The following is a 22,765-nucleotide window of genomic DNA, read 5'->3' as shown; positions in this document are numbered from 1 at the left end:
GCTCACGGCTTCATACCTTGGTTACTTGAGGTCGGCCAAGGAGGCCTTGGGGGCGGAAGATGAGGATCAGGACGAGAAGGGAGAAACTGAACACGTCCTTGTAGTCAGCGTTCACCACCCCGGAGAACTGAGCTTCAGCGACACCCAGGATCAGGCCGCCAAGCATCGCGCCAGGCAGTGAGCCGATGCCGCCGAGAACTGCCGCTGTAAACGCCTTGATGCCGATGATGAAGCCTGCGTAGAAGTCGAAGGTTCCATAGTTGAGGGTGATCAGCACGCCCGCGAGTGCGCCCATCGAAGCGCCGATGACAAACACGTACGAGATCACCCGGTCAGTGTTGATGCCCAGGATTTGCGACATTTTCCGGTCTTGCTGAGTGGCGCGGCACATCCTGCCAAGGCGTGTGTTCTTGATCACGAAGGTGAGGGCGAGCATGCCAATGATGGCAGCGGCCAGGATGAACAGTTTGGTGTGGGTGATCATTACGAAACCATCACCGACCGAGAAGCGAAGGGTTCCCTCAAGCAGGGTGGGAACACCCTGTTGGCGCGCCCCCTGGCTGATTTGCACGTAGTTTTGCAGAACGAGTGAAATGCCGATGGCGGAGATTAGCGGTGCGAGGCGGGTAGAGTTGCGCAGCGGTTTATAGGCCACTCGTTCGATTGCGAGGCCATAAACCCCGGTTACGACGATGGTGAAGATCAATGTGCCAAGGATAATCAGAGGGAAGGAGTCGATACCGAAGAAGCTCAGTACGGCAATGGAGATAGCGGCCAGGTAAGCAGAGACCATATACACTTCGCCGTGAGCGAAGTTGATCATGCCGATGATGCCATAGACCATGGTGTAGCCGATCGCGATCAGGCCATAGACCGAGCCCAGCGTTAGTCCATTGACTAGCTGTTGAATAAATATGTCCACGAGAATTTCCCCAAACGGACGGAGGAAGTGCAGGCTTGAATCAGCCTGCACGTTGCTGAGGAATCGTCAGAGTTGATCGAATTTCCCGTCGGCGTCCCATTTGTACATCACGTACGGAGACTCTTTGAGATCTCCTTTTTCGTTCCAGCTTTTGTTGCCTAGAACAGTGTCCACCGAATGGGTTTTCAACCATTCGCTCGCCTTGTTTCCATCCGTGCCGCCGGTTGCGCTGAACGCTGCGGCCAAAGCTTGAAGGGACGCGTAAGAGAAGAGGGTATAGCTTTCGGGTTCATAACCTGCGTCACGGAACTCCTTGACTACTGCCTTACCCGACTCAAGGTTGCGTGGATCCGGATAGAAGGTCATCAGCACGCCATCGGTGTACTTTTTGCCACCAGCAGTCGTGACCAGTTGGTCGGTGACGGTGCAGTCGGTGGTCACGAAGGGAATGCTGACACCCTGTTCACGCATCTGGCGCACCAGTGGGCCAGCCTCGGGGTGGCAACCACCGAAGTACACTACTTCGGCTTTCGACGAGCGGATCTTGGTGACGACGGCGTTGAAGTCTTTCTCTCCGCGAGTCAGGCCTTCATACAGCACAGTCTCTACACCTTCTGCCTTCAGTGCGGACCTCGTCGTGTCCGCTACGCCTTGGCCGAATGTGTCTTTGTCGTGGATAACAGCGACGGTTTTGGCCTTGAGGTTTTTTGCGATGTAATCAGCCGCTACCTGCCCTTGCTGATCATCGCGACCGGCCATGCGGAAGACCCCAACCAGGCCGCGCTCTGTGATGCTGGGTGCGGAAGAGGCTGGCGTAATGCTGACGATCTGGGCTTCGTCGTAAATTTCTGAGGCTGGAATCGTTGAGGAAGAGCAATAGTGGCCGATCACGGCCACAACTTTGGCACTGTCCACCATCTGGTTGGCTGCAGCGACGGCCTGCTTAGGTTCGCAAGCGTCATCCCCTTTTACCAAGGCGATTTGCTGACCGTTGATCCCGCCCTTGGCGTTGATGTCTTTGGCGGCTTGCTCGGCCCCGCGCCAAATCTGCTCGCCGAAAGCAGCGTTGGGCCCGGTGAGCGGTGCACCGACGCCAATTTTGATATCGGCCATGGCCGTCATGGAAAGTGCCATCGAAATGGCGGCGGGGAGAGTGGTGGATACCTTGAAGATCTTTTTCATGCTCGTGCCTCTTTATTATTGACTTTGTTGCTCGTTCAGGCAGCGCTCTACACATCGATTAAATCAATGGCGTATTGATCGGCTGGCCTGGTAGTGGCGATGGCAGTTTTGAGTAACTAGATCTGGATCTTGGAGCTTTTGTTATTTTTGTATGGTCGAGCGGCATCCTCTGGCGGGCCTTTTATTACAAGTTCCTTATTGGTATTTCCATTTTTTGATGCGGTTAGAGTTAAACGGCTAGGCGAATGGGTAGACTTTAAATGATTGAAAGTCGACGTTCTAACCGGCAGCGATAGTGAACATTTATCGCTCATTTTTTTAATCTTAACGACCGCTTTGAAACTGCGCCATCTACCTTGAATAGGTTTTCGCAGACTGAATTTCCATTTTGTCGTAGGAAAAACCGGCATGCAGAAGGGGCGCTGGGTGGGCGAGAGTAATTGGTGCAGCGGAATCGAGAGGGGATGGACCCCTTCGCGATGAATATCCTTCTTAAGGAAGGATAAGTTGACCATTTGATCCTATTTCGCGTTGGTAGAGGCGGGTGCGCTCTCGGCTTACAGTATCTAACGTCCGTCGTTCTACCTTGGGAACTTCCCTGTAGAGCCGCTGCGTTCCCGTGCTGATGATCGAGACCAGGCTTCTCCAAATGACAAAAAATAATCCTATCCCGTTCGACCTCAACCTCCTGTTGAACCTGCGCTCCAAGCTCGAGGCTCAAACGTCGGCGGAGGTTCGGTTTGATGCCGCCACTCGCGCAATCTACGCCTCTGAAGCCTCGAACTATCGTCAGTTGCCAATCGGCATTGTGATACCCAAGAGCGTCGACGATATCGTGGCCACAGTGCGCCTCTGTAAGGAGGCTGGCCTTCCTATCTTGCCGAGAGGCGCTGGCACCTCCATGTGCGGCCAGGCTGTGAACGCCGCACTCGTGATCGATGCTTCCAAGTACCTTCATTCCATCCATGAAATTGACCCTGCAAGGCGTCTGGCCAGGGTTGAGCCGGGTGTTATCTGCGACCAACTGAAAGGTGAGGCCGCCAAGGTGGGCCTGACTTTCGGCCCAGATCCAGCGACCCACAGCCGCTGCACTTTGGGTGGAATGATCGGTAACAACTCATGTGGTGCTCACTCTGTGATGGCGGGCAAGACAGTAGAGAACGTCGAGCGCCTGGAGATTCTGACCTATGACGGCGCGCGCTTCTGGGTTGGGCCCACTGATGACGCCACTTATCAGGAACACATCAATGCTGGAGGTCGACGCGCTGAAATCGTTCGATCGTTGAAAGCGCTAGTCGATCGCAACGAGGAGCAGATCCGCCAAGGGTTCCCCAAGCTCAAGCGCCGAGTGTCTGGGTATAACCTCGATCAGTTGCTGCCTGAAAATGGTTTCAACATTGCACGTGCCTTGGTAGGTGTTGAAGGTACGTGCGTCACCGTCCTCCAAGCCGAAACGATCCTGGTGAAAAATCCAACGCATCGTGTGTTGGTGGTGTTGGGTTACGAGGAGATTTACTACGCAGCTGACTCTGTTCCTCAGTTGCTGCCGCTTAATCCGATTGCAATGGAAGGATTGGATGACGGCATCATCGAGGGTCTCAAGGTCCGCGGCATGAAGCTCGCTGACATCGCGGAGCTTCCGGCGGGCAACGCTTGGTTGATGATTGAATTTGGCGCCCTGTCGACTGAGGAGGCAGTTGCATTTGCGCAGAAGGCTGTCGACATTGCGCCTGAGTTGCCGGGGCGTCCAAGTGTGCGTCTGGTTACCGATGCGGGGTTGATGAATCAAATTTGGACCATTCGCGAGACGGGCGCATCTGCAACGTCGCTCGGCCTGGATCCGAATGAGCCTGATCCCGTTGTTGGCTGGGAGGACGCCGCGGTGGAGCCCGAGCACCTCGGCAAGTACCTTCGCGAATTCAAGGCGATGGTCAGCAGTTACGGATACAAGACGAATCTTTATGGCCACTTCGGTGACGGCTGTATTCACTCTCGCATTACCTTCGACCTGAAATCGCAGGATGGCCTGGATAACTGGCGCGCTTTTCTGGATGAGGCCGCACACCTGGTGGTGCGCTACGGCGGTTCGCTTTCCGGCGAGCATGGTGATGGCCAGGCGAAGGGTGAGTACCTTCGTATCATGTACTCCGATGAGATCATGAACGCCTTTGCAGACTTCAAGGCTATCTGGGATCCGCTGAACAAGATGAACCCGGGCAAGCTCATCCACGCCATGCCTGTTGATGCCAACCTTCGAATGGGCCCGGACTATGAGCGCCGTGACGTTCCAAGCCAATTTACCTATGACGCCCGTTTGGGTGACAAAGGCCTGGCCCGTGAGACCGAGCGTTGCATCGGGATGGGCAAGTGTCGCTCGCTGGATGGCGGCACGATGTGCCCGAGCTTCAGGGCTACGCGGGAAGAGAAGTACTCCACGCGTGGTCGTGCCCGATTGTTCTTCGAGCTTTTGAAGGGGGACGTCATCGAGGATGCGTGGCAGAACGAGGAGGTCAAAGACTCCCTCGATCTGTGCTTGAGCTGTAAAGGCTGCAAGACCGATTGCCCAACCAATGTGAACATCGCCAGGTATAAAACGGAATTCCTCAATCGCTACTACAGCGAAAAGCGTCGACCGGTAATGGACGCCATGATTGGTCGTATCGGCGAGTGGTTACCTCATGCAACCAAGCTTTCGCCCGTGCTCAATTACGCCATGGGTAACTCATTGGTGCGCACGGCTGGCGCTTACATGGGGCTGGCGCGTGAGGCCAAGTTTCCGAAGATCGCGTCCAAGAGCTTCCGCGCCAGCGCTACGGCCAAGCGCATCTTGAAAAGTGAGGGCTCAAGTGCTGGCACTGACGTGCTGCTGTGGGTCGATAGCTTCAACAACGGGTTCACGCCCAAGGTGCTTGAGGCTGGCGTAACAGTGCTTGAAGCGCTGGGCTTCACCGTGAAATTGATGAAGCGCCACGTGTGCTGCGGTCGGCCTTACTACGACGTCGGGATGATTGACCAGGCCAAGTCCAACCTTGAGCAGATTCTTGATCAGTTGGAGCCTGTGCTTGACGAGGGGCTGCCAGTTATCGTGCTTGAGCCGAGTTGTTTGTCGGTATTCCGAGATGAGATGCCGGGCCTGTTCCCGGCGGATCCGCGTGCCAAGAGACTTGAGAAGTCAATCATGACGTTGAGTGAGTTCATCAAGGGGCGTGGGCTTGAGTTGCCTGCGATTGATGAGGATGTGCGGATTCATGGTCACTGCCACCAGAAGTCTTGTGGTGGCATGGGAGGAGAGCAGGGCGTCCTGGAGAAGCTGGGCGGTAAAGGGCAGGTGATTGCCGCCGGTTGCTGCGGTGTGGCGGGTGCTTACGCTTACCACAGCAAGACAGCTCCGATTGCGAAAATCATCGGTGAACAAGAGTTCAAACCTCACCTCGACAAAATTCCCCTGGACGCGGCGGTGGTGGCGGATGGATTCAGCTGCCGCGGACAAATTCGCAACGTGAGCGGCAGGGAGCCGATGCACCTGGCGGAGTACCTCGCCAAAATTCTGGGCTAGTTGCGCCAGCGCGGCACCTTCAGGTTTTTGGTTGCTATGGCCCACCTAACCTGGCAGCCATTGAGTGCCGTCGTGTTGTTATTTTTGAGTGGGATAGGCAGGTCATGAAACTCGATGCAGCGATAGAAAACACGGTGTTACGCGAGGCTACGGTGGTCGCAGGTGAAACGGCCATGGGGCGCGAAATCACATGGGTTCACATCGTCGATCACCCTGAGATCACTAATTGGTTGAAGCCCGGCGAGCTTCTGTTGACTACGGGTTACAACTGGCCGGTTGATGACGAGGAATGCCGGGTAATGGTGCGCCGGTTGAGCGAAATTGGTTTGGCCGGTGTAGTGCTCGCCGTGCCGCATTTTCGAGAGCACTTCACTCAGGCCGCTATCGATGAGGCCAACCAGCGTCACCTGCCGTTGCTCGAGTTGCCGTGGGAAATTCAGTTCAGCGAGATCATGCATGATGTGCTGGCCCGGATCATCAATATCCAGGCTGAGACCATCCGTCGCTCAGACCATATTCATCGCACTCTGACCGAGGCCGCGCTGGAGGGAAACAACCTGGAGGGGTTGGCGAACGCCTTGTATTCAGCTCTCGACAAGAATGCAACGGTTGTATCGGTTGACGGTACCGTTTTGGGGGCGTCAGATCCTGCGATCGATGAGGCGGTCGAGCGTGCGTTTGTCAAAAAGATCGCAGAGATAGAGTCGCTCTCGAGTTTCTTTGAGTCTAACACCCCCAAGGTTGTGACTGAGGGAGTGGAGCGTCCAAGACTGGGTGGTGCCATCAGGCTTCGCGGCGAGGTGATTGGCGTTGTCTGGTTGCACAGTGAGCAAGAGGGTTTTGAGGAGCTGGATTCGCGCGCGCTCGAACACGCGGTAGTCATCGCGGCTTTGCATCTTACTTATCAGCGGCAGTTGTCTGATCAGGAGACCCGACTGGGTTATGCCTTCGTTGCGGGCCTGCTGGAGGGGAAATTCTCTGCCACACCGAGCGCTATTGAGCGCGCGCAAGCGTCCGGTTGGGGGGAGAACCGAAACTACCGTGTGTGTCTGGTGTTGCTCAATGAGCCTATCCCACTGTCGGTGGAGGGTTTTAATCGGCGAGCCAGGATTGCTGATCGGATCGCTCAGACGATGCAGGGAATGGGCGTCGCTCCACTCATGTCTGTCTCACTTAATCAAGTCAGTTTTCTGCTTCCGGCGGAAAACTCACCTGACGCTATCTGGAGGTGGGTGCGTACCGAAGGCAGTGCCATGGCGGTAAGCCGCGTGCATCAAGGCGTGACAGGCATGGCGCAAGGGGCGGAAGACGTGTTGGCGCTTCTACCTCTGCTCAAGCCCGGCAAGCTGCATGATTTTGACGAGGTGCTTTTCCCGAGGGCGCTCATGGGCGATTCAGATGCCCGGCGTGTATTGATGGAGAAGCTCATCGAGCCGCTGGGTAATCCCAAGCGTGGCAATGCCTTGATTGACACGGTACTGACGTTGGCTCGGGAAGGTTTCCAGCTACTCAACACGGCTAAGGCACTTGAGATCCACATCAGCACGCTGCGGTATCGGGTCGAGCGAATCGAGTCGATGCTAGGCATCTCGTTGGACAACCCGGACGAAAAGTTCAAGTTGCAGGTGGCTGCGCAGATGTATGTGTTGGCAGCCGACGATAAATAAATGCTTGTTTGTCAATTGAGACTCGCCTTCAAGAGGGGCTGTGCTTTGTTTGGCAAAAGGAAGGTAGTGTGACTAGGCGAGTTTTGAAAACCTCATGTGGGTTGCATCTGGTGTCGCAGACGGAAAGCACCTTGATTGATCCGAAAGGCACGGTGATTCAGCAGGAGCTAGTGGATCTTGCCAGGGAAGCAATTACCTTGAAGCTCGCAGGTCATCGTGTGGTGGTTGCAGTGGGTGAGCCTCCGAATGCTACGGGCGATTACCCAGGCGATCAGGTGTACCGCACGGGTTACGCATCGATGGTCGTTTCTCAGACCAGGCTCATGTCGGAGTGGAAGAAGTGCTTTGACAACTGCGGTGAGTTGGCCGCCCAGGTCTTGGTGGATGCGGTGGTTTTTCATAACAAGCACAGGGCGCAGCAGCTAGCGGATGTTCTCACCGAGCTGACCGACATGGGGGTGATCCCGATGGTTGGGCTTAGCGCTGCGGGGCGAGGTGTCGGAAGCTCACTTCTGGATACCTTCTTGCTCGGTTTGCTTGATAAGCCAGCGAGACTATTGCGTGCCAGGGCGGCTGTCTGAGTCTGCCGGGTGGTTTTGCGCAGGTGTGGCTGTCTGATATGGCTGAGAAAAAAAGAGTCTTGAATTCATTTCTCGAGTAGGTAGTTCCAGCAACTGGTGATCCGGTTCAATGCCCCACCATAAGTCCCATGGATAGGGCCTGCCGATCGTGCAACAGCCGATTAGTCAGTTACATAAGAAGTTTGCCTGCCTAATAATAACTCGAGGCTTGTAGAGATGTCCCATACCCCCCCTCCAGCTCACTCAGCCAATGCTGAAGGCTCAAACCTTGCCCCTGGGTTAAAGCAGCGCCATGTCACCATGCTCTCCATTGCGGGCGTGATCGGTGCAGGCTTGTTTGTTGGTTCCGGTCACGCTATCGCTGCAGCCGGCCCAGCTGTGATTCTTTCCTACCTCGCAGCCGGCACGCTCGTTGTGCTGGTGATGCGCATGCTCGGTGAAATGGCTGTCGCATCACCTGATACCGGCTCATTTTCGACCTACGCAAACAGAGCTATTGGCCCATGGGCTGGTTTTTCCATTGGCTGGCTTTACTGGTGGTTCTGGGTGCTTGTCATTCCCCTTGAGGCCATTGCGGCTGCGGCAATCCTGAATACCTGGTTCCCAGGCATAGAGACATGGGCGTTCGCTTTGGCCATTACGGCATTGCTGACTTTGTCCAACCTGTTCAGTGTTGCCAAGTACGGAGAGTTCGAGTTCTGGTTCGCGCTGTCGAAGGTGGTTGCGATCATGGCGTTTATCGTGTTGGCGGCTGTCGCCCTGGTTGGAGGTCTCCCGGGTCGCGAAATGGAAGGGTTCATTGCCACGATGAATGCCAACGGCGGTTTCGCGCCCAATGGATACGGCCCGGTACTGGGCGCACTGTTGACCACGATGTTCAGCTTCATGGGTACTGAAATTGTCACCATCGCTGCTGCAGAGTCCAAAAACCCTGCTCAGCAGATTGCGCGCGCGACCAATTCGGTGATCTGGCGGATCGGCATCTTCTACATCGTCTCCATTTTCATGGTGGTGTCCATCGTGCCGTGGAACGATGCGCAGTTGTCCGTGGTCGGCTCTTACCAGCGCGCCCTCGAATTCATGCAGATCCCTTACGCAAAACTGATCGTCGACATCGTGGTCCTGGTGGCAGTAGCAAGTTGCCTGAACTCAGCTATCTACACTGCCTCAAGGATGCTCTTCTCCCTGGCTAAGCGTGGTGACGCACCGCAAGGCTTGAAAGCAACAACTGTCTCGAATGTACCGCGTAAGGCCGTTCTGGCCAGTACGGCAATCGGCTTCCTTACCACTGTGATCAACTACTTTGCCCCTGAGAATGTATTTGCATTCTTGCTGGCTACCTCGGGCGCCGTCGCGCTCCTGGTGTATCTGGTGATTGCTGTTTCGCAGCTGCGCATGCGCAAGCTGTTGATCGCAAGTGGCCATGAGCTTGGCTTCAAAATGTGGCTTTATCCTTGGTTGACCTGGCTGGTGATCATTTTCATTACCGGCGCTCTGACGTTGATGCTGACTCTTCCCAAGCACACGGGGGAGGTGGCTTCTACAGCTGTTCTCGCAATTGTGATCGTGGCAACGGGTATCTACACCCAGCGACGCTCCAAACCTGCCGCCTGGTCCCAGGAAACCGTCGCGATCGATCGGTAATGCGTTATCGATTTTGACTTGAGAAAGAGGTGGCTACCTGAGGTGCCACCTCTTTTTTTTTGGAAAATTCATGCATTCACGGAGCGATTAGTCGCCGATTTTTTGCAGTCCTCCGCTTGCCTCTAATTCATCTCCTCGAAAAATTCTGCATAGGGTAGGAATAGTTGGCGAAATATTCCTATTTAATCTGCGTAGTTTGAGCAAAAAGGGATGGATAGCATTGCCACACTGACACACAAAGGTGGATGCCATGTCTTCTCAACAAAAATTGTCTGTATCGCCCCGTACCCAACACGTGTCCAGCGGTGTTGCAGTCGCTCACCCCATCACCGTGAGCCGTGCGGCAGGTGCCTACCTGTGGGATGACCAAGGTAAGAAATACCTGGACTTTGTGGGGGGGATCGGCGTGCTTAACGTCGGTCACAATCACCCGCGTGTAGTCGAAGCGGTACGCAAGCAGTTGGAGACTTTCTCGCACATCTGCTTCCAGGTTGCAGCCTATGATCAGTACACAGATCTCGCTGCCAAGCTCAACAATCTGGTTGGCGGCCCAGAGCACTACAAGTCAGTGTTCTTGACTACCGGCGCTGAAGCTGTTGAGAACGCCATCAAGATCGCTCGTGCCCATACCAACCGCCCTGGAGTGATTGCATTTCGCGGTGGCTTCCATGGTCGCACCCTGATGGGGATGACCCTGACTGGTATGAGCCAGCCATATCGCCAGAACTTCGGCCCTTACGCGCCGGACATCTACCACACGCCGTATCCGAACGAGTACCGCGGAATTACCACCGAGAAGGCGCTGGCTGCACTGCAAGAAGTCTTCGATACCCAGTGCGCTGCTGATCGTGTGGCGGCCATCATCATTGAGCCTGTCCAGGGTGACGGCGGCTTCATTCAAGCGCCGGTCGAATTCATGCGCGCGCTGCGCAAGAAAACCGAAGAACTGGGCATCGTTCTGATCTGCGACGAGATCCAGACAGGCTTCGGTCGTACCGGCAAGATGTTTGGCTTCGAGCACTCGGGCATCCAGCCTGACCTGGTAACTGTTGCCAAGAGTCTGGCCGGTGGTCTGCCAATCTCGGGTGTTGTAGGTCGTGCAGCAATCATGGATGCACCTCAGCCTGGCGGCCTGGGTGGTACCTACGGCGGTAACCCGCTGGGCTGCGCTGCTGCGCTGGAAGTGATCAAGATTTTCGAGTCCGAGAACCTGACCGAGCGCAGCCGTGCCATTGGTGCTCAGCTTCTGGAAGGCTTCAAGCCGCTGGAAGCTCGTTTCGAGGGTATTGGTCATGTACGGGCCACCGGGGCTATGGCAGCGGTAGAGTTTGTTACCGACCGCGATACTAAAGAGCCTGATGCTGCCACCGCCCAGCGTGTGATTGATGCTGCGCGCGAGGAGGGGCTGCTGGTCATCAAGTGTGGCGTCTACCGTAACGTCGTTCGCTTCATATGCCCGTTGGTGATTTCCGAGCAGGATGTTGCCGAGGCACTGGGTATGTTCGAGCGTGCGCTGGTTGCCGCTAAGGCCTGAGTCTGACGGTCTATCGTTTTAGCACCGCAATTATTCTGGAGTGGTTATGACCCCGTTTGAAGCGTTCAATGAGGTTGATATTCGCATCGGCGAAATCGTGCGAGTGGAACTCAACGAAAAAGCCAACAAGCCAGCTTACAAGTTCTGGATCAATTTCGGTGAATTGGGCGAGAAAACTACCAGCGCTCAGTACACCAAGCTCTACAGCCCTGAAGAACTTGTCGGTAAGCAGGTGGTTTGCGCCGTCAATCTGGGCTCAAGGAAGATTGCAGGCTTCACCTCTGAGGTGTTGATGCTGGGCGTGGATCGCGAGCCGGGTGAAGTGGTTTACCTGACCACCGAGCGCCCGGTGCCACTCGGAAGCAAGATTTTCTAAACCCAGATCGCTGTGCTTCTGCGCGGCGACTAACCCAAAACAAGTAAACCTAAAAGTAGGATATCAAGATGCAACTGACCGACTTCAAAGCGCTGACCTTCGACTGCTACGGCACCCTGATCGACTGGGAAACCGGCATTGTCAACGCATTGCAACCACTGGCCAAACGCACTGGCAAGACCTTCACTTCCGACGAACTGCTGGAAGTGTTTGGTCGCAACGAGTCGCCTCAGCAAACCGAAACCCCCGGCGCTCTGTACCAGGACATCCTGCGTGCTGTGTACGACCGCATCGCCAAAGAGTGGGGCCTGGACGCCGATGCTGCCGAGCGTGAAGAGTTCGGCACTTCGGTCAAGAACTGGCCAGCCTTCCCGGACACCGTCGAAGCCCTGCAATACCTGAAAAAACATTACAAGCTGGTGATTCTGTCGAACATCGACCGCAATGAGTTCAAGCTGAGCAACGCCAAACTGGGCGTCGAATTCGACCACATCATCACCGCGCAGGATGTGGGTTCGTACAAGCCGAACCCGAATAACTTCACTTACATGATCGATGCCTTGGCCAAGGCCGGCATTGAGAAGAAGGACATTCTGCACACCGCAGAAAGTCTGTATCACGACCACATTCCTGCCAACGACGCTGGCCTGGTTTCGGCCTGGATCTACCGTCGCCACGGCAAAGAAGGCTACGGCGCTACCCACGTGCCGTCGCGCATGCCGAATGTGGACTTCCGCTTCAACAGCATGGGCGAAATGGCCGAAGCGCATAAGCAAGCGCTGAAGGGCTAAGTCCAGGGCCGGCAGCCCCATGGTTGCCGGCTTTCCGTATCCCTAATGCGGAATGTGTGCGTTATGAGTGTTTTAGAGTCTTCAGTTGTAAAGTCAAATTCAGCTTTGATTCCCGCTTTTTTAGCAGTGATCATATGGAGCACGCTTGCTGTCAGCGTCACGTTTTGTAGCGATGTCTCACCGCTATTTATTACGGGTGCCGCGCTGTTCATTGGTGGGCTGATAGGCTTGCCGTGGATTAAACTTTGGCGCATGCCACGGCGGCTGTTCGTGCTGGGCACGTTTTGTATGCTTGCCTATCACGTCATTTATTTCTATGCGCTTCAGTTGGCAGATCCTATTGGCGTGAGCTTGTTGCATTACCTGTGGCCTGTGCTGATTGTTGTAATGGCGCCACTATTTGTTTCCAATGGAAAACTCACGTTCAAGTCATTGCTAGCCGGCGCGATTGGGTTCGCGGGGGCCATTATCAGCTGTAATCCAGACCACGCTGTAGGTACGGGCAGTTGGCTGGGTTATTTTCTGGCATTCATTTCGGCAGTTCTTTGGGCTGTTTATTCTTTGCTGGCAAAGCAGTACCCGAATGTAAAGAGCGTCTCTGTTGGCCTTTTCTGCCTTGTCTCTGGCGCAGTTTGCCTGGTGTTGTATCGAGCAGGTGCCGATTGGCCGTCCCTGACGAAAAGCGAGTTCTGGGCCATCCTGTACATGGGTGTTGGGCCTATGGGGGGAGCGTTCTATGTCTGGGACTATGCAATGAAGAAAGCTTGCCACGAGCAAGTTGCGGTTCTTAGCTACGCTACGCCTGTTCTGTCTACTGCCTTTCTAGTGCTCTATCTCCAGGTCGGTATGCAATGGTATATCTGGGTGGGGGCAGGTTTGGTAGTTTGCTCAATGATCATGTCGAAAAAGGCATAATCAGTGCTCAAGATTGTAGTTCCGTTCAGCCGGCAGATGAATTGAAAATAGTTAGTCTATTCTGGTCTTTACCGTCGTTGTGCGTTGCCCCCTCACACTGGGGGCTTTTTTATGGGTGGCGTTATTTCCAAGTTATGGCTAAGGCCTCCGGTTGTGCGCGCGTGTCTGAGGCACCGTTGCTGATATTAACCCAGTTTTATCTCTAGCTCGTACGGCTAAAGTTTTCCGCTCATATGTTTACCTCAAACGGCCCGGTTTACAGCCTGACTTGCTACTTCCGCTACTTAATTTGATCTTATTCATCCTATTTCAGATGGGTGGATGGCAATGGAAACGTTGAATACGATGTTCATTAGAACAATGGCTGGAGCTACACCGCGTGCAGCCCATAGCTGGTAAGTGAATTTCCAGGTTTGGGGTGCGGATAGTTTCTATTGGATTTGTGTGAGGGTTTTATGAGCTTCGAATTGCAGCGTAAAGAACTGATGGCAACCCAAAACTTTATCGCTGGTGTATGGCAGGACGCGGTTTCGGGGGAAACCATTTCGGTCAATAACCCTGCCACTGGCGAGCGTGTTGCTCTGGTACCCAATAGTGACGCTAAGGATGCCAAGGCTGCCGTCGATGCAGCTGCTAAAGCGTTCGAAGCCTGGCGCGCCACGCCTGCGAAACAGCGTGCTGCAATTCTCAAGCGCTGGAACGACCTGATCATGGCGTCGGCTGAGGATCTGGGTAAGATCATTTCCTCTGAGCAGGGTAAACCGCTCTCAGAAGCCGTAGGTGAAATTGCCTATGCAGCAAGCTACGTCGAGTGGTTTGCCGAAGAGGCCACTCGTTCCAATGGCGACATCATTCCTCAGGCTGTTCGTGGCCGTAAAATGTCTGCGTACAGAGAGCCCGTGGGCATCGTTGCAGCCATCACCCCTTGGAACTTCCCCGCCGCGATGATCGCCAGGAAGATCGCGCCAGCGCTGGCTGCCGGTTGCACTGTTGTCTGCAAACCCGCGGCGGAAACGCCACTGACTGCTCTTGCTCTCGTGAAGCTGGCGGAAGAGGCTGGGGTACCGGCAGGTGTATTGAACATCGTCATAACCGCTTCCTCGAAGGAAGTCGCGGACGTATGGCTGGACGATGCGCGCGTTCGCAAAATTACCTTCACCGGTTCGACCCCGGTAGGTAAACACCTAGCCCACGAATCCTCTCGCACCCTGAAAAAACTTGCGCTGGAGCTGGGTGGCAACGCTCCGTTCATCGTGTTCGATGATGCGGATATCGATGCAGCGGTCGAGGGTTTGATGGTTGCGAAATTCCGCAATGGCGGGCAAACCTGCGTTTGCCCTAACCGTGTTTATGTGCAGTCCAAGGTTTATGGTGCTTTCCTGGAGAAGCTGACCGCACGTGTTTCGGCTCTGGTAGTCGGCCCCGCTAGCGATCCCGTGTCGCAGATCGGGCCCATGATCAATGCCAAGGCCATCAACAAGATCGAAGAGCACGTCAACGACGCGGTCGCTCGAGGTGCGCGTGTGCTGACGGGCGGTCAGCGCCTGTTCACCGAGCAGCGAGCAGAGTCCACCTACTACGCTCCCACTGTTCTGGCTGACGTTGACCGTGCCGCTCGTTGTTTCCATGAAGAGACCTTCGGCCCTGTCGCACCTATCACATCGTTCGAAACCGAGGCAGAGGTCATCCAGATGGCCAATGACTCTCCGTTCGGCCTGGCCTCTTACTTCTACACCCAAGACATGCGTCGCGTGCACCGCGTCTCAGATGCCCTGGAATGCGGCATTGTCGGCGTGAACGAAGGGGCATTGGCTGCTGAAGCGGCTCCGTTCGGTGGTGTGAAGGATTCTGGCTATGGCCGTGAAGGCTCTGTTCACGGGCTCGAAGAATATATGCACATCAAATACGTCTGCCAGGGCGGCCTGGACTAATCGTTTCTCCTTCGCTGGCTTCGCGCTCTGTACCTCTCGGCGCTGAGGTGCAGGGCCGATCCGACATGTAGATCAGAGGTCGTATGAGTAACCTTCAAGAAAAAGATCAACACTGGGTTCACCCTGTAACGGCTCTGCTGGATCATCAGGCCAAGGGTGTATGCGCTTGGAAGAGCGCGGACGGCATTCACTTGGTCGATGTCAACGGGCATCGCGTTCAAGATGCATTTTCGGGCCTTTGGTGTGTAAACGCGGGGTACGGACAAAAGACCATCGTAGACGCGGCGAGAAAGCAACTCGAAGAATTGCCTTATGCAACCGGATATTTTGGTTTTGGTAGTGAGCCAGCCATTGAGCTTGCTGACCGGCTGGCAAGGCTTGCCCCGCCGGGATTGAATCACGTCATTTTCGGCCAAGGTGGGTCTGATGCAGTCGACACCGCCATTCGTACGGTGCGCTACTACTTCAATGCCATCGGTCGGCCAGAGAAGAAACATTTCATCGCGGTGCAGCGGGGCTACCATGGCTCCTCTGCCATCGGCAGCGGGCTGACTGCGCTTCCGGTATTCCACCGTTATTTTGATGTGCCGGCCCCCACTCAGCACCATATCGAGGCGCCTTATCCCTATCGCCACAGCGCGGGCCCGGATGAAGCGGCGATCCTGCAAGCTACGGTTGCCACGCTAGAGAGCAAGGTGCTCGAAATCGGGTCTGAAAAGGTAGCTGCCTTCATCTGCGAACCCATCATTGGCTCTGGCGGCGTAATCGTTCCACCCGCAGGCTACCTGAAGGCGATGCGGGCAGCGTGTGACAGGCTGGGTATCCTCCTGATCGTGGATGAGGTCATCACTGGCTTTGGTCGTACCGGGCCGATGTTTGCCTGCGAGCACGAAGGAGTCAGCCCCGACCTGATGACGCTGGCGAAAGGTCTGACCTCGGGTTATGCGCCGATGGGGGCAACACTCATCTCCGAGCAGATCTATGCAGCGATTGCCGAGGCGGGCTCCGACGGCACACCATTCGGTCATGGGCAAACCTATGCAGGTCATCCTGTCAGCGCCGCGATCGCCAACGCGACGCTGGATCTGTACGAAAACGGTCTTTTGAAGAACGGCACAGACGTTGGTGAGTATTTCCAGTCCAGGTTACGCACCTTGGAAAACCTGGATATCGTTGGTCAGGTTCGGGGGCGGGGCATGCTCGCGGGTTTGGAGCTTGTCGCGGACAAGCACACAAGAGTCAAACCGGACACCAGCCTGAAATTGGGCCAAAAAATCCTGGCTCATGCGTTTGCCGAAGGACTGGTGTTCCGCGCGTTTGCCGACGACATCCTTGGGTTCGCACCATCGCTGAACTACACCAGATCTGACGTAGATACCCTGATCGAAATTCTCACTTTCTCCATCCAGAAAGTGACGGGTGCTAATTGGGTTTAAACCGGTTGATCTCACCAGGCGGCGTTAGGCGCTGTTATTGAGGGTTTTCTTCTGAAACGCCCTCTTTTTTTTGCATAACGAAATCATGGTCATGCACGGGTACGGATGCATGCTGCGTCTGATCAGAGGCTAAGAGTGCACGCTGCACATTCAGTCACCAAACTAAGCTCGCCGCGGCAGTGCTTGTTCTTCGACAACCGGAAGTATCGAGAGCGCAACGTCATCGAGTGGTTGTTTGGCTGGCTGAATGAGCAGCGCCGCATAACGCGTTACTGCACGTTCGCAACACGTCATGCGGCGATGGGCACATTGACCTGCTGAGGGCGGTATTTACGACGTAACTTTATGAACAGTGCCTTTATGTTGGCAGCGATTCGGATCACTTCCTGCTGCGGGATTTCAAGGCTGACGGTTAGAAGTGCGCCTTGAGCAGCAAACTGATCGCGCTCTGGTTGGTAGCAAAGGCCTGGCTGTCCTTGATTCCGTACTTGTCGCTCCAGTAGTCGTACTCGACACCCACATAGAACTTCTTGCCCAGCCCAAGCCCTTTGGCCAGGTCATATTTGATCTGGGGGTTGAAGTGCAGGTTGGCGTGGTAGCTCTTGTCATTGTCCACGACCCAGTCCATGAAACCGTCAATGACGAGATCGGAATTGCCGACCGGAATGGTATAGCTCCACACCGGAGTGATCTGCCAGACCCCGCTACCGTCACGCTTGCCATCGGTTTCACGGTAGTAGGTGTTGAGCTGGAAGTAGTCGAAGCCGGGAATGTTCAGGTCAACTGCAGGACCGAGCAGGTAGCTTTCGTTATCGTCTTCTCCGAACTCGTAGGTCGCTGACAGCAGTACGTCCTTGATCGGCCCGAAGGAGAGATTAGTTCCGGTGAGTTTGCCAAACGATAGCCGCGGACTGATCTCGCCGTAGTAGGTGTGGCCATCCCCTGCACTGTTGGTCGCTTCAGTATTGAACTTGATGACGTCTACAAATACGAACAGGTCGCCGAAACTCCAGCCGCTGGCATGCTCGAAGGTGAGGGTTTGCTGCTTGGGCGGATCAACCTTGAAGTCGATTCCGTTGAGATAGGTCAGGCTATTGTCCTGCCACTGCAAGAGGTCGTCGGCCATGCTTGGGCCAGCCACGAGTATGCCGCCTGCCACTATCAGGGAGGTTGTGCTGAGTTTCATGAGGAGTGCTCCGAAATGACGTTCAGGTTTCTAAGTTGTTGTATGGCGTGTATTGCGGGCAGTCTCAATGTGATCCATTTGGCCCCGGCAATTGGGGCGGGGCCGCGCGACGAATTCGCGGCGTAGGACACGCAGCATGCTGTTTTTATAGGCCGCCAAGACAATCCACACTTCTGCGCAGCGCAGCGCAGAAGTGCGTCAAGGCTATGGTGATGATCCGGTGCTTATCGTCGTTGCTCACGGATGAAAGGCTCGCCTAGCGCGCCCGGCTGGCTGGCCGACTCACGGCTGCTCAGGGCTACCCAGATCATCACCAGCAGGGTCACGGCGTAGGGGGTCATGAGCAGGAAATACTGCGGCAGGCGCACGCCTGCTGCGGCCAGTTGTGGAATCAGCGCTTCGATGGCGCCGAACAGCAAGGCGCCAGCCAGCGCACGCCACGGTGACCAGCGCGCGAAAATCACCAGGGAAACAGCGATCCAGCCCCGTCCACCGGTCATGTCGGCAATCCACATCTTGGTGCTCAGTACGGCGATGTAGGCACCGGCAAGGCCGATCAACGCCGCCCCCGCCACAATCGCCGCCAGCCGGTAGGTGAGGACCGGAATACCGGCTGCGTCGGCAGCTTGCGGATTCTCCCCCACGGCGCGTAAACGCAGGCCAGTCTGCGTGCGTTGGAGAAACCAGACCACGGCGATGAAGATCAGTACGGTCAGGTACACCAGTGGGTTTTGCACGAAGACCTTGCCCACCAGTGGCAACTCGGAAAGAGGCCATAATTCGACGCTCGGTAGGCCGCTCACCGGTCGGTTCGTCCAGCCGAATACAGTGCCCGCGAGGCCGGTCAGACCCTGGCAGAAGAACACCAGCGCCAGGCCAGCGATCACCTGGTTGATCCGCAGAACCAGCACCATCAGCGCAAACAGCAGCGACACGATGCCGGCCGCCAACATAGCGACCAGCAGCGAAAGGCCCGCGAAACCGGTGCCCAATTGCATGCCGATGCCGGCCAGTGCACCGACCAGCATCAAGCCTTCGGCGCCCAGTGCAAGCACACCGGCGCGTTCGGTGAGAATCAGGCCCAACGCCGCGAGGGCAAAGGGCACCGCGAAGTCTGGCGCGTTGCCAAGCCAGTGAGTCAACAGTTCCATCAGCAGTCTCCAGCCTGAATGCGCCGCAAGCGATGGCGAATGAAAAAGTCCGAGGAAGCCACACAGATCACCAGAATGGCCTGGATCAGTTGCACCATCGAAAAGGGGATCTGATAGAACACCTGCAAGCTGCGCCCGGCGACGAAAAGAAGCGCAATCAGCAGAGCGACCACGGTCGCCGCCACAGGATTGTTGCGAGCCAGGAAAGCGATAAGGATCCCGGAGAACCCATAGCCCTGGTAGAAGGACTGGGTCAGTCGGCCTTCCTGGCCAGCGGTTACCACAAACCCGGCGATGCCAGCCAAGGCGCCGGACAGCAGGACCGTGGCAATGATCATCTTGCGTACCGGCACGCCGACCGCACCTGCAACTCGCGGGTTGGCATCGACGAAGCGCAGATACAGGCCGGCGCGGGAAATGCCGACGAACCACAGGGTGATGGCAGTGATGGCCAGGGCCATGAGGATGGCCACGTTGTAGCCGGCCAGAAAGTCCGGCAAACGCTCGAAGCTCTGCAGTGGTGGTGAGTAGGGGAAGTTGTCGCGCGGGTCTTTCCAACTGCCGTACACCAGGTGCAGGAGAAAGTTGGCAGCGATGTAGTTGAGCATCAGCGTCGAGATGATTTCATTGACCTTGAGGTGCAGCTTCAACAGCACCGGTCCCAAGGTCCAGAGCATCGCGCAGAGCATTGCCGCGACTATCATCAGTGGCAGGCGCAGCACCTGAGGACCAATATCGAAAATGGAAATTGCAGTAGCGCCGATCGCTCCCCAGATCATCTGACCTTCCAGGCCCAGGTTCCAGAACCTCGCACGAAAGGCCATGCAGCCTGCCAGGCCGACCATGATCATGGGGGCCGCCTGGAACAGCACGGCCCTTAGATTTTGCGCATCGAACAAGGTCTGCACGACGAACTCGTTGAGAAGCTCACGGGCCGGGACACCCGCGCCGATCAGGATCAGTGCGCAGATTGCCAGACCGAACAGCAGCGCTAGGCCGATCACCAGCGCTTGCCGGTGCCAAGGCATCTGTTGGCGGGTTTCCAGGGTGTAACGTCTGCCGAACAGAGGTTGTCGCGGGCTGACGGAGGGCTGAGACAGCGTCGTATCAGTCATGGCTCACCATTGCTTTACCAATTGCCTGGCGATCGGCGGGGTGGTTGAACTCGGCGACGATGCGACCGCCGTTCATCACGCCAATACGGTCGGCCAGGGTCAGCACTTCATCGAGGTCTTCACTTATCACCAGCACCGCAGCACCGGCGTCCCGGGCTGCACGCAGCCGGCCATGGACGGCCTGGGTCGCACGCACATCGAGGCCGCGGCTCGGGCTATGCACCACCACCAGTTGTGGATCGCGGCTGAACTCCCGGGCAATGACCAGCTTCTGTGCGTTACCGCCGGAGAGCAGGGCGGCGCTCTGTTCCAATGAGCGCACACCCTGCACATCGAAATCCTTGACCGCCGCTGCCGCATCGCTTTGCATGCGACTGCCCAGCAAGCGCAGGAACGAGCCGTAGCGCCCTTCATGAACCTGACCGATGGCGAAGTTTTCGGCCACACTCAGCGAGCCCGCAAGGGCGGCGCCGTAGCGGTCTGCCGGGATACATGCAATGCGCAGAGCGCGACGCTGCTCGGGGCTGGCGTTGCGCAGGTCACCGAAACCCTCCAGATGGATCTCTCCCTCGGTCGGCTGCGGTAGCCCCATCAGCGCATTCGCCAACTCGCCTTGGCCGTTGCCACCAACTCCGGCAATGCCGTAGATCTGCCCGGCGTGCACGCTCATATTGACTCCTGCCAGCGGGCCGCTACCCGTCGGGCTGCGTAGATCGCGCACCTGCAAGCGCAGCGAGCCTGCCGCCGGGCCTGGTTGATAACCTGAAAGGCTCGATTCACCGACGGTGAGGCGAACCAGCTCCTCGACGCTGACGCTCTGGGGATCGAGGGTCTGAATGGTTTTACCTGCGCGCATCACTGTCACGCGGTCGGCATAGCGCTTCACGTCGGCCATCTTGTGCGTCACCAGCACCACTGCCGCACCTTGCCGGGCGAAAGCCTGCACTGTGGCAAGCAGGCGCTCGGCCTCCTGATCGGTGAGCACCGCAGTAGGTTCGTCGAGAATCAGGATCCGCGCCCCGGCGAGCAGCACCTTGAGGATCTCCACGCGCTGCTGTTCCGCCACCGACAGTTGTTCCACCCGTTGCCGGGGATCAAGCGCAAAGCCAAGCTCCTCGGCTTTGGCACTGATCTGCTGCTCCAGCAATTGCAGGCGCTTGCGATAGCTGCCCTGCCGCGGGTCTGCCGGCAGGCCGAGGAGGATGTTCTGCGCCACAGTGAACGGCTTCACCAGTTTGAAGTGCTGATGCACCATGCCGATACGGTAGCGGCTGGCGTCCCGAGGGCCGCTCAGCCGTACCTGATTGTCATCCACCAGCAGGCTGCCGGTTTCCGGCGCATACAGCCCTGCGGCGATGTTCATCAATGATGACTTGCCAGCGCCATTCTCACCCAGCAGGGCGTGCACCTCGCCCCACGAGGCGGTGAAGTGCGCGTCACTGAGGGCCTGGAAACCGTCGAACGACTTGTTGATGCCGGTCAGTTGGAGGGCGTTGACCTGTTTCATTGTTGGGTCTTCACGCCTTTGACGAACCAGTCCATTTTCCAGAGATCTGCGTCGGCCATGACCTCGCCGGCGGCAATGCGCTCTTTGCCGTCGCGGTCACTGAGTGGGCCGCTGTAGAGGATCTTTTGTCCGGCGAGCAGTTCGGCGCGGGCAGCCTCGATCTTCGCGCGATCGGCGGCGGAGATGATCGGGTCGTTGGTCAGGCTGATATCGGTGCCACCTTGTTGCATCGACAGCAGCGCGCCGTTGCCGGTGGGCTGCCAGTTGCCCGCCATGACCTTCTTCAGCTCCGGTGCCAGGAAACGATCCCACACCCACATCGACGAGCAGACGGTGGCCTTGGGGGCGAACTCGCTGAGGTCGCGGTGATACCCGGTGCCGTGTACGCCGCGCTCCTGGGCTACCAATTGCGGTGTAGGGCTGTCGACATGCTGGCCGATCACATCGGCGCCGTTGTCGATCAATGCCATAGTCGCGGCACGCTCCTTGACGGGGTCATTCCAGGCGCCGGTGTAGACCACATTAACGGTCGCTGCGGGATTGATTTGCTGGGCCCCCAGTTCGAAGGCGTTTACCGTCCAGTTCACCTGACCAAAGGGGTTGGCGGCAACGAAGCCCAGCTTCCCTGTCTTGGAGGCTGCCGCAGCCGCCATGCCGCACAGATATTGGCTTTCATAGGTGCGCCCGTAGAACGATTCGAGGTTGGGAGCGTTGGTGGTACCCGACCCGTTGAGGAAGGCGACGTCAGGGTATTTCCTGGCAAGCTCAAGGAACGTGTCGGAGTAGCCAAAGGCGGTACCGACGATGATGTTGGCACCGCGGGCGATCAAGCGGTCAACCACCGGGGTGATGGCGGCGGCGTTTTCCGGCACGCTCTCGACAAACTGAATCTTCTGATCGAGTTCAGTCTCTAGCTTCTGCCGCGCTTCGTCGAAAGCCTGGGTCCAGCCGCCATCGTTGCGAGGACTGATGTAGACCATGGCTATCTTCGCCGGTGCCTTGAGCGTGAGCCCCTCGGCCTGAGCTTTAACGGCAACGCCAGTAAGCAGAACAGCTGCACACAGAGTCCCCTGCAAAACATTCCTGAACATAAGTCGTTTTCCTGCTGTTAGGCGAATTATTGGGAGCACGCTGCTGAACCAGTGGGCCCTCTGACTCAGCATGCGAGGCTGGGAGCAGCTTCCGTGCCACTAAAAATAATTCGTTTATTAACAGTGTCTTAAAGATCGACTAACACAAAAACAGATCAAATGGTCTGATCTAGAGCACTT

Annotated in this window: 17 protein-coding genes and 1 pseudogene; 11 read left to right on the top strand and 7 right to left on the bottom strand. The window is 56.5% G+C overall.

The annotated features are described in order from the left end of the window. Positions 1-10: 10 nt before the first annotated feature. Both DM374_RS27555 and DM374_RS27550 read right to left on the bottom strand, forming a co-directional pair. Positions 11-922 carry an ABC transporter permease subunit gene (locus tag DM374_RS27555; protein WP_225422604.1) on the bottom strand — a complete coding sequence of 304 codons (912 nt, stop codon included), beginning with the start codon at positions 920-922 and terminating at the stop codon, positions 11-13. Between the two features lie 66 nt (positions 923-988). Continuing rightward, positions 989-2,104, bottom strand: a complete 1,116-nt coding sequence (locus DM374_RS27550) for a branched-chain amino acid ABC transporter substrate-binding protein (RefSeq protein ID WP_110972733.1) — start codon at positions 2,102-2,104, stop codon at positions 989-991. 649 nt (positions 2,105-2,753) lie between these two features. Here DM374_RS27550 and DM374_RS27545 point away from each other — a divergent pair. The 11 genes and pseudogenes from DM374_RS27545 to DM374_RS33860 form a co-directional block, all read left to right on the top strand. Beyond that, positions 2,754-5,660 (top strand): FAD-binding and (Fe-S)-binding domain-containing protein, encoded by a 2,907-nt coding sequence (locus tag DM374_RS27545; RefSeq protein ID WP_110972742.1) that lies wholly within the window; start codon positions 2,754-2,756, stop codon positions 5,658-5,660. 104 nt (positions 5,661-5,764) lie between these two features. Beyond that, positions 5,765-7,327 (top strand): PucR family transcriptional regulator, encoded by a 1,563-nt coding sequence (locus DM374_RS27540; RefSeq protein WP_110972732.1) that lies wholly within the window; start codon positions 5,765-5,767, stop codon positions 7,325-7,327. A gap of 131 nt (positions 7,328-7,458) precedes the next feature. Beyond that, positions 7,459-7,908, top strand: a complete 450-nt coding sequence (locus DM374_RS27535; protein WP_157969758.1) for an amino acid kinase family protein — start codon at positions 7,459-7,461, stop codon at positions 7,906-7,908. A gap of 216 nt (positions 7,909-8,124) precedes the next feature. Continuing rightward, positions 8,125-9,552: a GABA permease gene (gene gabP / locus DM374_RS27530; RefSeq protein ID WP_110972730.1), complete on the top strand. Its 1,428-nt coding sequence runs from the start codon at positions 8,125-8,127 to the stop codon at positions 9,550-9,552. 250 nt (positions 9,553-9,802) lie between these two features. Beyond that, on the top strand, positions 9,803-11,086 hold the full coding sequence (gene gabT, locus DM374_RS27525; RefSeq protein WP_110972729.1) for a 4-aminobutyrate--2-oxoglutarate transaminase: 1,284 nt from the start codon (positions 9,803-9,805) through the stop codon (positions 11,084-11,086). 46 nt (positions 11,087-11,132) lie between these two features. Then, on the top strand, positions 11,133-11,462 hold the full coding sequence (locus DM374_RS27520) for a tRNA-binding protein (RefSeq protein ID WP_110972728.1): 330 nt from the start codon (positions 11,133-11,135) through the stop codon (positions 11,460-11,462). A gap of 68 nt (positions 11,463-11,530) precedes the next feature. Further along, positions 11,531-12,253 carry a haloacid dehalogenase type II gene (locus tag DM374_RS27515; protein ID WP_110972727.1) on the top strand — a complete coding sequence of 241 codons (723 nt, stop codon included), beginning with the start codon at positions 11,531-11,533 and terminating at the stop codon, positions 12,251-12,253. A 63-nt stretch (positions 12,254-12,316) separates the two neighbouring features. Beyond that, entirely contained in the window at positions 12,317-13,168 is an 852-nt protein-coding gene (locus DM374_RS27510) for a DMT family transporter (protein ID WP_110972726.1), read from the top strand. A gap of 455 nt (positions 13,169-13,623) precedes the next feature. Next, a complete protein-coding gene (locus DM374_RS27505; RefSeq protein ID WP_110972725.1) occupies positions 13,624-15,099 on the top strand; it encodes an NAD-dependent succinate-semialdehyde dehydrogenase in 1,476 nt (491 codons plus the stop codon). Between the two features lie 83 nt (positions 15,100-15,182). After that, a complete protein-coding gene (locus tag DM374_RS27500; protein ID WP_110972724.1) occupies positions 15,183-16,535 on the top strand; it encodes an aminotransferase class III-fold pyridoxal phosphate-dependent enzyme in 1,353 nt (450 codons plus the stop codon). A gap of 189 nt (positions 16,536-16,724) precedes the next feature. After that, positions 16,725-16,856, top strand: a pseudogene (locus tag DM374_RS33860) (IS5/IS1182 family transposase); the annotation flags it as partial. A 91-nt stretch (positions 16,857-16,947) separates the two neighbouring features. Here DM374_RS33860 and DM374_RS27495 read toward each other — a convergent pair. The 5 genes from DM374_RS27495 to DM374_RS27475 form a co-directional block, all read right to left on the bottom strand. Next, positions 16,948-17,721, bottom strand: a complete 774-nt coding sequence (locus DM374_RS27495) for an outer membrane protein OmpK (protein WP_110972723.1) — start codon at positions 17,719-17,721, stop codon at positions 16,948-16,950. Between the two features lie 224 nt (positions 17,722-17,945). Further along, positions 17,946-18,872, bottom strand: a complete 927-nt coding sequence (locus DM374_RS27490) for an ABC transporter permease (RefSeq protein WP_110972722.1) — start codon at positions 18,870-18,872, stop codon at positions 17,946-17,948. After that, positions 18,872-19,987, bottom strand: a complete 1,116-nt coding sequence (locus DM374_RS27485) for an ABC transporter permease (RefSeq protein ID WP_110972721.1) — start codon at positions 19,985-19,987, stop codon at positions 18,872-18,874. Before DM374_RS27485 ends, DM374_RS27490 begins: the two co-directional genes overlap by 1 nt. After that, positions 19,980-21,494 (bottom strand): ABC transporter ATP-binding protein, encoded by a 1,515-nt coding sequence (locus DM374_RS27480; RefSeq protein WP_110972720.1) that lies wholly within the window; start codon positions 21,492-21,494, stop codon positions 19,980-19,982. Before DM374_RS27480 ends, DM374_RS27485 begins: the two co-directional genes overlap by 8 nt. After that, positions 21,491-22,585 (bottom strand): BMP family ABC transporter substrate-binding protein, encoded by a 1,095-nt coding sequence (locus tag DM374_RS27475; protein WP_110972719.1) that lies wholly within the window; start codon positions 22,583-22,585, stop codon positions 21,491-21,493. Before DM374_RS27475 ends, DM374_RS27480 begins: the two co-directional genes overlap by 4 nt. Between the last annotated feature and the right edge of the window lie 180 nt (positions 22,586-22,765).

This window comes from Pseudomonas huaxiensis (assembly GCF_003231275.1).
Taxonomy (GTDB): domain Bacteria; phylum Pseudomonadota; class Gammaproteobacteria; order Pseudomonadales; family Pseudomonadaceae; genus Aquipseudomonas; species Aquipseudomonas huaxiensis.
This window is presented reverse-complemented; position numbering and strand designations above follow the sequence as displayed.

Bases quoted from the DNA above. Each gene is read 5' to 3' on its own strand.
- DM374_RS27520 (WP_110972728.1), top strand. From the start codon at position 11,133: ATGACCCCGTTTGAAGCGTTCAATGAGGTTGATATTCGCATCGGCGAA.
- DM374_RS27495 (WP_110972723.1), bottom strand. From the start codon at position 17,721: ATGAAACTCAGCACAACCTCCCTGATAGTGGCAGGCGGCATACTCGTG.
- DM374_RS27490 (WP_110972722.1), bottom strand. From the start codon at position 18,872: ATGGAACTGTTGACTCACTGGCTTGGCAACGCGCCAGACTTCGCGGTG.
- DM374_RS27510 (WP_110972726.1), top strand. From the start codon at position 12,317: ATGAGTGTTTTAGAGTCTTCAGTTGTAAAGTCAAATTCAGCTTTGATT.
- DM374_RS27475 (WP_110972719.1), bottom strand. From the start codon at position 22,585: ATGTTCAGGAATGTTTTGCAGGGGACTCTGTGTGCAGCTGTTCTGCTT.
- DM374_RS27515 (WP_110972727.1), top strand. From the start codon at position 11,531: ATGCAACTGACCGACTTCAAAGCGCTGACCTTCGACTGCTACGGCACC.
- DM374_RS27505 (WP_110972725.1), top strand. From the start codon at position 13,624: ATGAGCTTCGAATTGCAGCGTAAAGAACTGATGGCAACCCAAAACTTT.
- DM374_RS27500 (WP_110972724.1), top strand. From the start codon at position 15,183: ATGAGTAACCTTCAAGAAAAAGATCAACACTGGGTTCACCCTGTAACG.
- gabP (WP_110972730.1), top strand. From the start codon at position 8,125: ATGTCCCATACCCCCCCTCCAGCTCACTCAGCCAATGCTGAAGGCTCA.
- gabT (WP_110972729.1), top strand. From the start codon at position 9,803: ATGTCTTCTCAACAAAAATTGTCTGTATCGCCCCGTACCCAACACGTG.
- DM374_RS27480 (WP_110972720.1), bottom strand. From the start codon at position 21,494: ATGAAACAGGTCAACGCCCTCCAACTGACCGGCATCAACAAGTCGTTC.
- DM374_RS27540 (WP_110972732.1), top strand. From the start codon at position 5,765: ATGAAACTCGATGCAGCGATAGAAAACACGGTGTTACGCGAGGCTACG.
- DM374_RS27485 (WP_110972721.1), bottom strand. From the start codon at position 19,987: ATGACTGATACGACGCTGTCTCAGCCCTCCGTCAGCCCGCGACAACCT.
- DM374_RS27545 (WP_110972742.1), top strand. From the start codon at position 2,754: ATGACAAAAAATAATCCTATCCCGTTCGACCTCAACCTCCTGTTGAAC.
- DM374_RS27550 (WP_110972733.1), bottom strand. From the start codon at position 2,104: ATGAAAAAGATCTTCAAGGTATCCACCACTCTCCCCGCCGCCATTTCG.